The 14318-nt window shown below is 74.2% G+C and carries 13 protein-coding genes and 1 riboswitch; of the genes, 8 read left to right on the top strand and 5 right to left on the bottom strand.

The window, feature by feature from the left end; all coding sequences use genetic code 11:
• The first annotated feature begins 120 nt into the window (after positions 1 to 120).
• The gene (locus tag ACYU8I_RS04485; protein WP_460837913.1) at positions 121 to 1485 is read left to right on the top strand and encodes a GntP family permease; all 1365 of its coding nucleotides are present in this window, start codon (positions 121 to 123) and stop codon (positions 1483 to 1485) included.
• A 140-nt stretch (positions 1486 to 1625) separates the two neighbouring features.
• Here the strand turns inward: ACYU8I_RS04485 and ACYU8I_RS04480 are convergent, their stop codons facing one another.
• Positions 1626 to 2255, bottom strand: coding sequence for a hypothetical protein (locus ACYU8I_RS04480; protein WP_460837910.1), 630 nt, complete (start codon positions 2253 to 2255; stop codon positions 1626 to 1628).
• A 55-nt stretch (positions 2256 to 2310) separates the two neighbouring features.
• Between ACYU8I_RS04480 and ACYU8I_RS04475 the strand changes: the two genes are divergently transcribed.
• Genes ACYU8I_RS04475 through ACYU8I_RS04450 form a run of 6 tightly spaced genes read left to right on the top strand, consistent with a single transcriptional unit; the run spans position 2311 to position 9014 of the window.
• The gene (locus ACYU8I_RS04475) at positions 2311 to 3486 is read left to right on the top strand and encodes an MFS transporter (protein WP_460837908.1); all 1176 of its coding nucleotides are present in this window, start codon (positions 2311 to 2313) and stop codon (positions 3484 to 3486) included.
• A gap of 25 nt (positions 3487 to 3511) precedes the next feature.
• Positions 3512 to 4309 carry a MerR family transcriptional regulator gene (locus ACYU8I_RS04470; RefSeq protein WP_460837905.1) on the top strand — a complete coding sequence of 266 codons (798 nt, stop codon included), beginning with the start codon at positions 3512 to 3514 and terminating at the stop codon, positions 4307 to 4309.
• Positions 4310 to 4339: 30 nt separating this feature from the next.
• The gene (locus ACYU8I_RS04465; RefSeq protein WP_460837903.1) at positions 4340 to 5824 is read left to right on the top strand and encodes a fused MFS/spermidine synthase; all 1485 of its coding nucleotides are present in this window, start codon (positions 4340 to 4342) and stop codon (positions 5822 to 5824) included.
• 31 nt (positions 5825 to 5855) lie between these two features.
• The gene (locus ACYU8I_RS04460) at positions 5856 to 6704 is read left to right on the top strand and encodes a patatin-like phospholipase family protein (protein WP_460837900.1); all 849 of its coding nucleotides are present in this window, start codon (positions 5856 to 5858) and stop codon (positions 6702 to 6704) included.
• Between the two features lie 44 nt (positions 6705 to 6748).
• Positions 6749 to 8218, top strand: coding sequence for a peptide MFS transporter (locus tag ACYU8I_RS04455; RefSeq protein WP_460837897.1), 1470 nt, complete (start codon positions 6749 to 6751; stop codon positions 8216 to 8218).
• A 40-nt stretch (positions 8219 to 8258) separates the two neighbouring features.
• Positions 8259 to 9014 carry a hypothetical protein gene (locus tag ACYU8I_RS04450; protein WP_460837895.1) on the top strand — a complete coding sequence of 252 codons (756 nt, stop codon included), beginning with the start codon at positions 8259 to 8261 and terminating at the stop codon, positions 9012 to 9014.
• Between the two features lie 535 nt (positions 9015 to 9549).
• On the opposite strand, the gene ACYU8I_RS04445 is transcribed toward ACYU8I_RS04450, so the two are convergent.
• From ACYU8I_RS04445 to ACYU8I_RS04430, 4 genes are read right to left on the bottom strand one after another with little or no spacing between them, the layout of a single operon-like run.
• A complete protein-coding gene (locus ACYU8I_RS04445) occupies positions 9550 to 11268 on the bottom strand; it encodes a DUF429 domain-containing protein (protein WP_460837893.1) in 1719 nt (572 codons plus the stop codon).
• Complete coding sequence (locus tag ACYU8I_RS04440) at positions 11268 to 11858, bottom strand: hemerythrin domain-containing protein (RefSeq protein WP_460837889.1); 591 nt, start codon at positions 11856 to 11858, stop codon at positions 11268 to 11270. Before ACYU8I_RS04440 ends, ACYU8I_RS04445 begins: the two co-directional genes overlap by 1 nt.
• 35 nt (positions 11859 to 11893) lie before the next feature.
• Positions 11894 to 12313 carry a hypothetical protein gene (locus ACYU8I_RS04435; protein ID WP_460837886.1) on the bottom strand — a complete coding sequence of 140 codons (420 nt, stop codon included), beginning with the start codon at positions 12311 to 12313 and terminating at the stop codon, positions 11894 to 11896.
• 58 nt (positions 12314 to 12371) lie between these two features.
• Complete coding sequence (locus ACYU8I_RS04430) at positions 12372 to 12854, bottom strand: C40 family peptidase (RefSeq protein WP_460837884.1); 483 nt, start codon at positions 12852 to 12854, stop codon at positions 12372 to 12374.
• Between the two features lie 18 nt (positions 12855 to 12872).
• Positions 12873 to 13010: riboswitch (cyclic di-AMP (ydaO/yuaA leader) on the bottom strand.
• A 140-nt stretch (positions 13011 to 13150) separates the two neighbouring features.
• On the opposite strand from ACYU8I_RS04430, the gene ACYU8I_RS04425 reads away from it, so the two are divergent.
• Positions 13151 to 14314: an FUSC family protein gene (locus ACYU8I_RS04425; RefSeq protein ID WP_460837882.1), complete on the top strand. Its 1164-nt coding sequence runs from the start codon at positions 13151 to 13153 to the stop codon at positions 14312 to 14314.
• Positions 14315 to 14318: the final 4 nt, after the last annotated feature.

Raw genomic sequence — 14318 nt, 5'->3', positions numbered from 1 at the left:
CTGTCGGTCCGGCAGGGCGGCGTACGCCGCGGTCACCGTCAGCGCACACAACGCACGAAAGCCTCGCGGTGTGACCGCCGCCACCTAGGGTCTGGCCTACGTCGAGCCCGAGGAGGGACCGTGGAGGTCGTCCACACCGCCATCGCGATCGTGCTGGTCGTCGGCCTGATCATCTGGGTCAAGGTCGACCCGGTGATCTCGCTGGTGATCGCCTCGCTCTACCTCGGCCTCGCCGCGGGGGCGGGCTTCCTCGGCACGTTGACCGCGATCACCGAGGGGTTCGGCTCGATCATGGCCGAGGTGGGCCTGCTCATCGGGTTCGGCGTGCTCATCGGGGCGCTGCTGCACTCGCTGGGCACCTTCCGCAAGCTGGTGCGCGCGCTGCTGCGGGTCGTCGGCACCAAGCGGCTGCCGTACGCGCTGACCGGCGCGCTGTCGACGATCTTCCCGTCGATCTACGTCGACGTGCAGGTCGTGCTGGCCTCGCCGATCGCCCGGTCGTCGGCACCGCACCTCGGCCCACGCGGCCTCGCGCACCTCTCGGGCGCCATCGGCACCGGCATCTTCGCGGGCTACGTCTTCGTCGTCCCAGGCCTGGCCGCGGTGTCGATCGCCGGCCTGCTCGAGGTGCCGCTGGGGAGCTGGCTGCTCTACGGCCTCGTGCTCGGCCCGCTCACCGCGGTCGTGACGACCTTCCTGTTCGGCCTGATGCTGCGCGCCGGCTGGTGGAAGGCCGAGACCGACGAGGACCAGGACGACCCGATGGCCGGGGTCGAGAAGGGCGTCGCGGGCACCGGGCCCGACGAGCACGACAACCTCAGCGACGTCGACGTGCCGCTGACCATGTCGCTGCTGCCGATCCTCGTCCCCCTGGTGATGATCGCGTTCGGGGCCTTCGCCGAGCTGCTGGGCTTCAGCAACGACCTCATCGCCTTCCTCGGCGACGCCAACGTCGCGCTCTTCGTCGGCCTGCTCGGCGCCTACCTGCTGGCCCGATCGGCCAGCGGCACCGAGCGCACCGAGGAGGCCGTCAAGACCGGCTTCCACACCACCGGCGAGATCCTGCTCATCACCGGCGTCGGCGGCTCGCTCGGCGCCGTCATCGAGGCCATCGGCCTCGACGAGACCCTCGCGGGCCTGTTCACCGCGAGCGAGGGCGCGGCCGTCGTGACGAGCGTGCTGCTGGCATGGTTCATCGCCGCCGTGCTGCACCTCGCCATCGGCTCGGTCTCGGTCGCCGCCATCGCCGCGGCCGGCATCATCGCCCCGGTCCTGGGGTCGATCGACGTCGCACCGATCGCCATCGGCCTCGCGATCGCCTCGGGCGCGATGTTCGCGCTGACCGTCAACTCCAACTTCTTCTGGATGTTCAAGTCGCTGCTCGGCCTGACCACCAAGGGCGCGCTGAAGACGATGACCACCGTCACGAGCATCGCCTCGCTCGTCTCGCTGCCGCCGGTGATCCTGGTCGCCTTCGTCGTCTAGGTGCTCCTCAGCACTGCCAGGTCGCGGCGGTCTCGCTCTCCTCGCCCACAGCCGTCCGACGGTGGCCCACGTCGCCCGGTGGTCGGCGGCCGTGCTGACCGCGCGCAGCTGCACCCGGTCGGCTCGGCCATCCGCCGAGGCTAGGACCGCCCACCGACACCTGACGAGAGCCCGAGGCTGCGCAGCTCGAGCGCGGCGAGGGCGGCCACGACCTCCGGGTCACCGCTGCGCCAACCCGCGGCCGCCCCGGGCACCCGCCGGGCGATGACGTCGACCGGCTGCCGCACCAGCGCACGCAGCGCCCACAGGTCGGGGTCGGGATCGCGGGCGAGCAGCCGCGCGGCCACGGTGGCGGTGACGATCCAGCGCACCCGTGCCGGCAGGTAGTACGGCGCCGCCAGCAGCAGCGGCACGAGCAGCACCAGCCAGCCGAGCACCGTGCCGAGCAGCTCGATCGAGTCGGCCACGCTCGCGCCGGTGGCGGCGAGGTCGAGCGCCCCGGACGCCGCGGCGTCGAGCGGGCGGCGTACGTCGTCACCGACGAAGGGGGCGCGACCGAGCACGTCGCCCACACCGGAGAGGTTGTCGGCGAGAGCGCGGCCCGCGCCGTCGGAGCGGCGCACGTCGGCGGCGTACTCGTCGACACGGTCGTGCACCCGCCGCCCGAGGACGGCGAAGAGGACGACCCACGCCAGCGCGAGCAGGTCGAGGACGACCTGGCGGGTGCGTCGGGCCGGTTGGTCGGCGTACAGCTTGACGGGCGGGGTCATGCCGAGCGCGTACCCCCTGGCCACGCCCGGCGGCACTGACCCGGAGACTTGTCGCATGACGTCCGTGCTCGCCGCCCGCAACGCCGTCGGCGTCACGTTCTTCCTCAACGGCCTGCTCTTCGCCACCTGGGTCTCACGGATCCCCGAGGCCCGCGAGCAGCTCGGGCTGTCGAACTCCGGGCTCGGCCTGCTGCTGCTCGCCATCGCCGCGGGCTCGCTGCTGTCGATGCCGACGGCCGGCGCCCTGATCCAGCGGCTCGGCACCCGCACGGTGACGCGCGGCGCGGGCCTGCTCGCCCTCGCCGGGCTCTCGACGGTCTCGGTCTCGCTGTCCGTCAGCGTGCTGCCCAGCGCCGCGGTCGGGCTCTTCCTCTACGGCATCGGCACCGGCGTGTGGGACGTCGCGATGAACGTCGAGGGCGCCGCGGTCGAGCGCGACCTGGCCCGCACGATCATGCCGCGCTTCCACGCGGCCTTCAGCGCGGGCACGGTCATCGGCTCCGGGCTGGGAGCAGCCGCCGTGGGGCTCGACGTGCCGACGCTGCTGCACCTCGGCCTGCTCGCCCTGCTCGCGGTCGCCACGCTCCTCGTCGTCACGGGTCGGTTCCTGCCCGAGGCCCCGGTGACCGACGACGCCGCCGCAGCCGACGGCTCGTGGTGGACCGCCTGGCGCGAGCCCCGCACGCTGCTGATCGGCCTGATGGTGCTCGCGCTCGCGCTCACCGAGGGCACCGCCAACGACTGGCTCGCGCTCGCGCTGGTCGACGGGTACGACGTGCCGCACTGGGTCGGCGTGGCCGGCTTCGCCGTCTTCGTCACCGCGATGACGGCCGGCCGGCTGCTCGGCCCCGTGCTGCTCGACCGCTTCGGCCGGGTGCCGGTGCTCTGGGGCACCATGGCCGGCGCCGCGGGCGGCGTGCTGCTCATCGTGCTCGGCGGCCACCCCGCCCTGGTCGTGGTCGGCATCGTGCTGTGGGGCGTGGGCGCCTCGCTCGGCTTCCCGGTCGGCATGAGCGCGGCCGCCGACGACCCGCGCCGGGCCGCCGTCCGGGTCAGCGTCGTCTCGACCATCGGGTACGGCGCCTTCCTCGCCGGACCGCCGCTGCTCGGCTTCGTCGCCGACCACGTCGGCACGCTGAACGCGCTGCTGGTCGTGGCGCTGGTGCTGCTGCCGAGCGCGCTGGTGGTGCCGTCGGCCCGCGAGCCGGAGAAGGTGCGCGCCGGGGCTTGACCCTGACGTGACGTCAGGCGCTGTCATGGACGACATGGAGACCACGAGCACCGAGCGTCGTCGCACGGTGGGCGAGGTGGCCGACCTGGTCGGGGTGTCGGTGCGGACGCTGCACCACTACGACGCCCTCGGCCTGGTGCGACCCAGCGCCCGCAGCGGAGCCGGCTACCGGCTCTACACCGACGTCGACCTGCAACGGCTGCAGCACGTCGTGGTCTACCGCAGGCTCGGGTTCGGCCTCGACGAGGTCGCCGAGCTGCTGTCCGAGGACGCCGACGTCGTCGCGCACCTGCGCCGGCAGCGGGCGTCCGTGACCCGGCGCCTCGAGGAGCTCAGCGGGCTCGTCGAGGCGATCGACCACGCCCTGGAGCGAGAGATGACCGACCGACCTGCCACCCCGACCGAGCTGCGCGAGATCTTCGGCGACGCCTTCGAGGAGTCCTTCGGCTCCGACTACCCCGCCGAGGCCGAGCGCCGCTGGGGAGACACCGACGCCTGGGCCCAGAGCCAGGAGCGCACCGCGCGGATGACGCCGCAGCAGTGGGCCGAGGTGAAGGCGGAGGGCGACGCCCTCGACGCGGCGCTGGCCGACGCCTGCCGGCGCGGTGTCGCGCCCGACTCACCGGAGGCGATGGACCTCGCCGAGCGCCAGCGCCGCGGCATCGAGGTGTTCTACGACTGCGACGTCGCGTTCCACCGCTGCCTGGGTGACATGTACGTCGACGACGAGCGGTTCGCGCGACGGTACGACGCCCTGGCGCCCGGCCTGGCTGCGTGGCTGCGCGCCGCCGTGCACGCCAACGCGGACCGGCAGGACGCCTGAGCTGAGGCCGCGCCTGACAGGATCGGCGGCGTGAGCGCCGACTCCCGTTCCCTTCCCGGCTGGGCCGCCGCGGCGTTGGTCTTCGGCAGCAACGCGGCCGTGCTCGTGGTCGAGCTGGTGGCGCTGCGGCTGCTCGCGCCCTACCTCGGCCTGACGCTCGAGACCAACACCCTCGTCATCGGCACGGCCCTGGCCGCCATCGCCCTGGGCTCGTGGCTGGGCGGACGGGCGGCCGACGTGGTGCCGCCGCGACGCACCCTCGCGCCGCTCCTCGCCGCGAGCGGCGGCGTGGTCGCGCTGACCCCGCTGCTGGTGCAGGGCGCGGGCGCCACGGGCGACGCCGGGCTGCTGCTGCTCGCCGCCGCGCTGACCATCGTCGTGCCCGGCGCGCTGCTCTCGGCGATCACCCCGATGGTCACCAAGCTGGTGCTCGCCAGCCTCGACGAGACCGGCAGCGTCGTCGGCCGGCTCTCCGGCATCGGCACCGCCGGCGCCATCGTCGGCACCGTCGTCACCGGCTTCGTGCTGGTCTCGCGGGTGCCGGTCACCGGCATCATGGTCGGCCTCGGCGTCGCGCTGCTGCTCGCCGCTGTCGCCACCGAGGTCGCCATCAGGGTCGACGGACGGCGCCGCGTGCCGACCGCCGCGCTGGTCGCCGGGCTCGTCACCGCCGGTCTCGGCGTGGTGGCCCCGCAGCCCTGCGACGCCGAGACGACGTACCACTGCGCGCAGGTGCGGGCCGACCCCGAGCGTGAGGGCGGCCGCACGCTGGTGCTCGACTCGCTGCGCCACTCCTACGTCGACGTCGACGACCCGACCTTCCTCGAGTTCGACTACGTCAAGGCGCTCGCCGGCGTCACCGCGGCGGCGTACGACGAGGGCGAGCCGCTGCGCGCCTACCACCTCGGGGGTGGCGGCCTGACCTTCCCGCGCTACCTCGCCGCGACCCGACCGGGCACGCGGAGCCTCGTCTCCGAGATCGACCCCGGCGTGGTGCGCGTCGACGAGGAGCGGCTCGGCCTCGAGACCGGGCCCGAGCTGCGGGTGCGCGTCGAGGACGGCCGGCTCGGCGTACGACGCCTCGACGACGCCAGCCGCGACCTGGTGGTCGGCGACGCCTTCGGCGGCGTCAGCGTGCCCTGGCACCTGACGACCCGCGAGGCGGTGGGTGACGTGGCCCGGGTGCTCGACGGCGGTGTCTACGCCGTCAACCTCATCGACTACCCGCCGCTCGGCTTCGCGCGCGCCGAGGTCGCGACGTTGCGTGCGGTCTTCGACCACGTGGTGCTCGCCTCCGACCCCGCGACGCTCGCCGGCGAGGAGGGCGGCAACCTCGTCGCCGTGGCCTCCGAGCGGCCGCTCGACGTCGGTGCCGTCGAGGCCGGGTTCACCGAGCAGGACCTCGCGTGGGGCGTGCTGGCCGGCGACGACCTCGACGCGTGGGTCGGTGACGCCCGTGTGCTGACCGACGACTACGCCCCCGTCGACCAGCTGCTGACACCGACGCCCTCCTGAGGCCTGGTTACCGGCGGGTAGCGTGACGGGCATGAGTTCCGCACCCGCTGGTACCCGCTCGCTCGTGCTCGGTGGCGGAGGCGTCACGGGCATCGCCTGGATGCTGGGCCTGCTCAAGGGCCTGCAGGACGCCGGCGTCGACCTGACCGCCGCCGACACCGTGGTCGGCACCAGCGCCGGCTCCGTGGTGGGCGCCCAGGTCACGGGCGGGCTCACCGTCGAGGAGCTGTACGCCGAGCAGCTGCGGCCCGCCGACCGCGAGATCGGCGCCAGCTTCAACCGGCTCACCCTGCTCCGGCTCGCCCCCGCCCTGCTGCTGCCGGGCAGCAGCGACGCCAAGCGGGCGCGGGTCGGCAGGCTCGCGATGAAGGCCCACCCGCCGGGCGACGACCGCCGGGTCGAGGTGATCCGCTCGCGCATCGGGATCGGCGACTGGCCGGCCGACCGCGACCTGCGCATCACCGCCGTCGACGCGCAGAGCGGCCGGCCGACGACGTTCGATCAGGCTGGCGCGGCCGACCTGGTCCACGCGGTCGCGGCGAGCTGCGCCGTACCGCTGGTGTGGCCGCCCGTCACGATCGCGGGCCGGCACTACGTCGACGGCGGCGTGCGCTCGACCGCCAACGCCGACCTCGTGAAGGGCGCCGAGCGGGTGGTGGTCCTCGCGCCGCTGCCGCAGTCGGTCAGCAAGTCGTCGTCGGTGCCCGCGCAGGTCGCGCGGACCGGCGCGCGGCACCACGCGGTCGTCAGCCCCGACAGGCAGGCGCTCGCCGACATCGGCAAGAACGTGCTCGACCCGGCCAAGCGCGCGGACGCCGCCCGCACCGGCCTGCGTCAGGCCGCCGACGTGGTCGACGAGGTGCGTGCCGCCTGGGGCTGAGGCCGGTTCGGGCGCGCGACCCGGGGCGGCGTACCGTCGGATAGGTGTCCGATACAACTAGGTCCACTGCCCAGGGCGCCCGGGAGGACACCGGGTTCCTCGGCCAGCCGCGGGTGCTCGCGAACCTCTTCGGCGTCGAGCTGTGGGAGCGGTTCAGCTTCTACGGCATGCAGGGCATCCTGCTGATCTACCTCTACTTCGCCGTCACCGACGGTGGCCTCGGCGTCGACCGCGGCACCGCGACCGGCATCGTCGGGGCGTACGGCGGGGCCGTCTACCTCTCGACCATCCTCGGCGCCTGGCTCGCCGACCGGGTGCTCGGCCCGGAGCGCACCCTCTTCGCCAGCGCCGTGGTCGTGATGGCGGGCCATGTCGCGCTCGCGGTGCTGCCCGGTCTGGTCGGCGTCGCCGTCGGCCTGGTGCTGGTCGCGCTCGGCAGCGGCGGCGTCAAGGCCAACGCCACCTCGCTGGTCGGCTCGCTGTACGACGAGCACGACGAGCGGCGTGACGCGGGCTTCTCGCTGTTCTACATGGGCATCAACATCGGCGCGCTCGTCGGCCCGCTGCTCACCGGCGTCCTGCAGCAGGAGGCCGGCTTCCACGTCGGCTTCGGCCTCGCCGCCGTCGGCATGGCCGCGGGCCTGGTGCAGTACGCGATCGGCCGTCGCCGGCTGCCCGCCGCGACCGCCGTGGTGCCGCACCCGCTCGCCCCGCACGAGCGCGTGCGCTGGGCCGTGGCCGGCGTCGTCGCCCTCGTGGTCGTCGCCGCCCTGCTCGCGAGCGGCGTGGTGACCGCCGAGCGGCTGCCCGACGTCGTCATCTGGCTCACCGTCGTCGCCGCGGCGGCGTACTTCGTGGTGATGCTCGCCGACCGCACCCTCAGCACGGTCGAGCGCAGCCGCGTCTGGGCGATGCTGCCGCTGTTCGTGGCGAGCGCAGTGTTCTGGTCGCTCTACCAGCAGCAGTTCACCGTGGTGACGATCTTCGCCGACGAGCGGCTCGACCGCTCGCTGCTCGGCTGGACCATGCCGATCTCGTGGGTGCAGTCCATCAACCCGGTCTTCATCATCGTGCTGGCCGGTGCCTTCGCCGCGCTGTGGACGCGTCTGGGCGACCGGGCGCCCTCGACCCCCGTGAAGTTCGGCCTCGCGACGCTCGTCATGGGGCTGGCGTTCTGGCTGTTCCTGCTGGTGCCCGCCGGGCAGAACACCGTGCCGGTGCTCGCGCTCGCCGGCATCCTGCTCGCGTTCACCGTCGCCGAGCTGCTGCTCTCGCCCGTCGGGCTCTCGGTCGCCACCAAGCTCGCGCCGGCGAAGTTCCGCACCCAGATGGTGGCGCTGTTCTTCCTCTCGGTCGCGCTCGGGTCCGCCATGGCCGGCGAGCTGGGCGGCTACTACTCCACCCAGGACGAGGGCGCCTACTTCGGCTGGGTCGGCGGCGCCGCGGTGCTGACCGGCGTGGTCGTGCTCGCCGTCGCCCGACCCGTACGGCGCCTCATGGCGGGGGTGCGCTGAGAGCGGCGCCGGCGTTTGGAGGGTTACGGACACTGGCGCCATGAGGTCGGGACGCGGGCTGCTGCTGGCACTCGTCGTCTCCGGGGTCCTCGTCGTCGGGCTGCTCGTGCTCGCGCAGCGGCCGTCGTTGCTGAGCAGCGCGCTGCCGGGCGTCGACGACTGCACCGTCGACGTCGACGGCACCGAGGTCGGGCTCAGCACCGCCCAGGCCGAGCGCGCCGCCGACGTGGCCGCCCGGTCGGTGCGGCTCTCGCTGCCCCGGCGCACCACGACCACCGCCCTCGTCGGCGAGCTCGACCTGTCGCGCGACGAGGCCGCCGCGGTCGCCGCCGCCCTCAAGGGCGCCAGCCCCGGCGGCCTCACCTGCCTCCACGGCGGCGCCACCTCCGCCGACTCGACCGACCTCGACGACCGCGGACTGACCGCGCGCGCCGCCACGCTGCGCCGCGAGCTGCTGGCGGCGTACGGCGACCTGCCGCTCGGCGGGTTCGCCCCCGGCGGCGTCGACAGCGGGCACATGCCGGGCTCGGCCCACTACGACGGTCGCGCCGTCGACGTGTTCTTCCGCCCCGTCGACGAGCCCAACCTGCGCCGCGGCTGGGCCGTCGCCCAGTGGCTCGTCGCCCACGCCGACCGCCTCGGCGTCGAGACCGTCATCTACGACCGCAAGATCTGGACCGCCCGCCGCGCCGTGCAGGGCTGGCGCGACTACACCCCCGACACCTCCGACCGCCCCGCCGAGGTCGTCGAGGTGCTCGAGCACCGCGACCACGTCCACGTCGACGTCAGCGCCTGAGCCCCCGTCCCTTCGTGACGCCCGTTCGTCCCTCGCCGGCTCCCTGAGGTGCGAGCGGAGCGAGCCTCGAAGGGCGGCCCTTCGTGACGCCCGCTCGTCCCTCGCGGCCTCCTCAGGGAGCGGGCGACGGCGGCCTGAACGTCCTTCGCTGGTCGAGGTGCGAGGAGCGCTAGCGACGAGCCTCGAGACCGGGTGAGGCGGCCGCGGTGGTCTCGACAGGCTCGACCAGCGGGTGGTGCCGGTCCCTGAGGTGCGAGCGGAGCGAGCCGCGAAGGGCGGCGGCCCTTCGTGACGCCCGCTCGTCCCTCGCGGGCTCCTCAGGGAGCGGGCGACGGCCGCGGCGGTCCCGGTCCCTGAGGTGCGAGCGGAGCGAGCCGCGAAGGGCGGCCCTTCGTGACGCCCGCTCGTCCCTCGCGGGCTCCTCAGGGAGCAGATGACGGCTGCGGCGGTCCCGGTCCCTGAGGTGCGAGCGGAGCGAGCCGCGAAGGGCGGCCCTTCGTGACGCCCGTGCGTCCCCCCGGGGTTCTCAGGGTTCTCAGTCGCCGCGGAGGCGGGCGAGGCGGGCGTGGAGGAGGTCGGTGCGGTGGGCGTTGCCGGGGAGGGCGACGTACTGCTCGCCGCGGGCCCAGAGCAGGGCGTCGTCGAGGCGGCGTACGGCGCCGGGCGGGTAGCGGTAGTCCATCCGAGCGGCGATGAGGGGCTCGTCGACGGGGCGGAGCGTCTCGGCGAGCTCGTCGAGGGAGCCGATGCCGAGGCCGGAGACGAGCTCGGCCATCCAGTCGTAGTGGTCGGTGCGCGACCAGCCGGCGTCGGCGTACTGCCCGGCGAGGAAGGCCGCGAGCTCGCGCGCGGCGATGCCGCCGCGGCCGGTCGGCGAGGGGCCGGCGCGCAGGGTGTCGCGGATGGTGGCGAACTCCTGGTCGGCCAGCTCGAGCAGGCCGGCGGCGAGGGTGAAGCGGCGGTCGAAGTCGCTCGACAGCTCGGCCGGCACCGTGCCCTTGTAGCGGATGTCGTGCTCGAACTCGGCCCACGCGTGCTGCAGCACCGTGCGCACCTGCACCTGAGCGACGACGCCGTCGTCGGTCTCGACGAGCAGGTGGCGGCTGGAGTAGCCGAACCGGCCGGCCCGGGCGGTCTCGCGACCCATGTCGCGGTCGTCGATGACGTGCAGGTCGGCGCCCAGCAGCCCGGCGACGGCGTCGACGTCGCGCTGCACGTAGGTGATCACGCGCAGGCCGACGACGTCGGTGATCTGGCGTCCCGGGTCGTCGTAGAGGGGGGTTCCGTCGGGCGCGGTGCGGCGGGCCTTCTCGGCGTACGACGCCACGGTCTTGGCGCGCGAGGTGACGGAGAGGTAGTTGATGCCGCCGTCGTCGAGCACCCGGGTGACCTGGTCGACCAGGGCCCTGGTCGCCTCGACCAGGGCCGGGCGCCGCAGCGCGTAGTCGGTCACCGCCGCGTCGGGGTCGGGGGTCGGCACCGACCGCTCGCGTGGGGTGGGCCGGTGGTCGGGCGGCAGCGTGGGCGTGACGATCTGCCCCGTCTCGGGATCGCCGTAGACGGTCACCTCGGCCGGACGGCGCGTGGCGTGCAGCGCGACGTAGGCGCAGACGACGGCGTCGACCTGGTCCTCGACCACGCGCAGCTGCGACTTGCGCTCCGCCTGCTCGACGTCGCGTCGCAGCGAGGCCCACGGGTCGTCGCGGCCGCCCAGCAGCAGCGGCGGGTGGGCGTCGTGGAGGCCCTCGAGCAGGCCCATGAGGTGCAGCAGCGCGCCGCGGAGCTGCTCGAGGTCGCGGCCGGGCTTCTGCTTGTACTTCAGGGTGCGGCCGAGCCGGAAGAGCGCGACCGTCGCCGCGTGCGGGTAGACCTCGAGCGCCCGCCGCCGGTCGTCGGCGGGGCGGTCGAGCCCCGGGTCGAGGTCGAGGTCGAGCTCGGCCGCGAGCGCGCCGCCGCGGCTGCCCTCGCGGAACTCGGCCTTGCCGGTGTTAGTCGGGTGGGCGCCCGCGTCGAAGCGGGCGAAGTCGGCGTTGAGCTCGCGCTCGGCCAGCCGGTTGCCGGTGGGGTTGGTGACGAGGAGCGGCGCGTCGACGGCGACGGTGCACGGCCCCTCGACGTACGGCGCCACGGCCGCGAGCACCTCGGCGTCGGTGCGGACGGTCGTCACCGTGAGCAGCCGCCCCTCGTCGTCGAGCACCGCGACCCCCGTGGGGCGGCGGGTGCCCCAGGCGAGGTCGATCCCGACGTGGTGCATCAGCCGGTCACCATGCCGTGGACCGCGAGCGGGTGGTGCAGCTCGGTCTCCTCGTAGGTCAGGTGCGACAGCAGCACCGTCGACAGCTGGTCGACGACCTCGGCGAGGTGCTCGAGCGCGTCGGACACCTCGGCCGGCGACGCCGCGACGAGTGCGACGAGGCGCCGGTCGACCTCCTCGAGCACCTCGGCGACGACCTCGTGCTCGGCGTGCAGCCGCTCGACGACCGGGCGGCTGTCGGGGTCGACGGCGGCGAGGTGGCGCAGCATCGAGCGGTCCTCGAGGGTGTGGTGGCCGGTGACGACGCGGCAGTAGCTCTCGCAGTAGGCGCCGAGGGTCCAGTTGTTCTGCCGGATCGTCATGGTGTTGATCACCGAGCGCGCCTGGCCCACCTGCAGCAGCCCGCGGCGTACCTGTTCGACGACGTCGCGCAGCTGGGTCAGCTCGGCGCGCAGCATGTCGTGCACGTCGACGAGGTGCCGCGCCTGCTGCTCCTGCCACGGGTCGTACGACGCTCCGGCCGGCACCGGGTAGCGCGGCCGGGTGGCGTCGTCGAGCGCAGGCACGGTCGCGGGGGCGGGGTCGGGCACGTCGTCCAGGCTAGGAGAGGACGCGGACGACCCGCTCAGACGGGCGGGGCGGGGAGCAGCGCGGCGAGCCAGTCGACGAGCGGGCGCAGCGACAGGTCGCCGGCGACAGCGGTGTCGACCCCCGCGTAGCGCAGCGCGACCAGGGCGCCGGTCAGCAGGGCGGCGACGAGCCCGAGGGCCGCGGTGACTCCGCCGGCGGTGCCGGGCCGGCTGGCGCGGGCCAGCCCGATGACGCTGAGGACGACGGCCAGCACGGCCAGGGCGACCGCGATCCCGAGGTTGGCGCGCCACAGCGAGGAGACGAGGGCGGCGAGGCCCGCGAGGAGGCCGAGGGTGGCGGGCACGGTGGTGCGCGCGGGGACCTCGGGCGAGGCGACGAAGAGCTGGTCGAGCGCCCCGAGGGGGTGCTCGACGGTCGTGGGGGCGACCTGCGCGTCGGGACCGGGAGGGGTCATGAGGGCAGGCTAGGACCGGCGCGGCCGCCGGGACGGCAGCCGCGCCGGTCTCGGGGCATCAGCGCAGGGTGCCGCCGAACCAGCTCGACGTCCACGGCGACGCCTTCGAGACCCGCTTGCCCGAGCTGGGGGAGTGCAGCATGTGCACCTTGCCCTTCGAGCGGCCGAGGAAGATCGCGGCGTGGTAGACCCGGCCGCCGTTGTGGAAGAACATCAGGTCGCCGCGCTTGAGGTTCGACTTGGCGACGCGGCGCACCGCGCCGGCCTGGGCGCCGGAGGTGCGGGGAACGCTGACGCCGGCCTTGCGGAAGCTGTAGTAGATGAGGCCGGAGCAGTCGAAGGCGCTGGGGCCCGCCGCGCCGTAGCGGTAGGGGTCGCCCTTCTGGTTCAGCGCGATGCCGGTGGCGTTGGAGATCTTCTTCGCACGGGAAGCGGCGTGGGCGTCGCCCACGGGGCTGGCGAGCAGCAGGCCGAGCGCCATGACGACCACGAGGAGGAGCTGGGCGGGGATGCGCAGGGCAGGGTGCAGGGCAGGGAGCACGGGGGAGCCTTTCCCACGCCTGCGAGGTGAGCTGTCGGGTTGGAGCCGGGAAAGTGCTCTGCCGTCGTGAGACGACTTCACCCCTAGCGCGACCGGGCGGACCCGGTCGGCGCGGTGGAACGTGTGGTTCCCCCACTCCTGCCCCGTCGATCTCGGTCGGACCTCGCGTCGGTGGGCAGGACTCGGCGTACCGGCGAGGGGTGCGATGTCGCCGGAGCAGCGTAGGGCCTGACGACCACCACGGTCCAGGGAACGGTGCGACCGGTGGGGCACGGGTGCCGGGGTACGTGCCCCGGGTGGTGACCAGCGTCTCGACCGAGCCCGTGCAGCGGCTGCGCCGCCGGGTCGACCCGGTCCGCGTCGTCGACCAGGTGCAGATCGTCAAGACGGCCCTGGCCGGTGGTCTGGCGTGGTGGCTGGCGACCGACGTGGGCCAGCTCGACCAGGCCTTCCTCGCACCGTGGGCGGCGGTGCTCGTGGTGCACTCGACGATCTACAAGACCGTCTCGCGCGGCACCCAGCAGGTGGCGGCGACGTTCTTCGCGGTCTTCCTGGCCTTCTCCGTCGGCACGCTGTTCGGCATCGAGCCGTGGAGCCTCGGGCTGGTCATCCTGGTCGGCTTCATGCTAGGGCAGCTGCCGTGGGTCAAGGAGGAGGCCGGCACGATCGCGACGACCGGGCTCGTCACGCTGGCCACCGGGTCGACCGACCAGATGGAGCTGCTGTCGAGCCGGCTCGTCGACACCGCGGTCGGCGTCGCGGTCGGCCTGGCGGTCAACCTGCTGGTCTGGCCGCCGCTGCGCGACCGCGCGGCGTGGTCGTGGGCCGAGCAGCTGCCCGGCCAGCTCGCCGACGTGCTGGGGGCGATGGCCCGCGGCGCCGGCGACGGCCTGACCACCGACGAGACCGACGAGTGGGTGCGCGACATCCGCCGCGTCGACCTCCACGTCGACCAGGCGTGGCGGCTGCTGTGGCAGGCGCGCGAGAGCGGTCGCTTCAACCCGCGCCGCTCCCGACCCACCGGCTGGGCCGACCTCAAGAAGATGCTGCACGAGCTCGAGCAGGGCATCGCCGACTGCCTCAGCATGGCGCGCACGATGCGGCGCAGCGTCGAGGAGGACACCCCGTGGGACGTCGAGTTCCGCGAGCGGTGGTGCGACCTCGCCGGGTCGGTGGCGGAGCTGGCAAAGCTGCAGGACGCCGACGGCCTCGAGACGCTCACCGCCCGGCTCGAGCAGCTCGCCCGGGACTTCTCCGAGGCCTCGCTGCCGCCGGTCAAGTGGCGCCAGTACGGCGCCCTGGTGATGAACCTCCGCAACGTCCACGACGCCCTGACCCGGGCGGCGAGGGCGGCGCGCGAGGCGACGCCGGAGAAGCGCCGTACGCCGCGCTACGAGCTGCCCGGGGCCCGCCGGCGGGCCGGCTTGTCGCAGTCGGGCACGGGTACGGAACGTCCATGAGGCG

The organism is Nocardioides marmoraquaticus, assembly GCF_054777915.1.
Note: the sequence above shows the minus strand (reverse complement) of the source record. Positions and strands in the feature narration are given on the sequence as shown.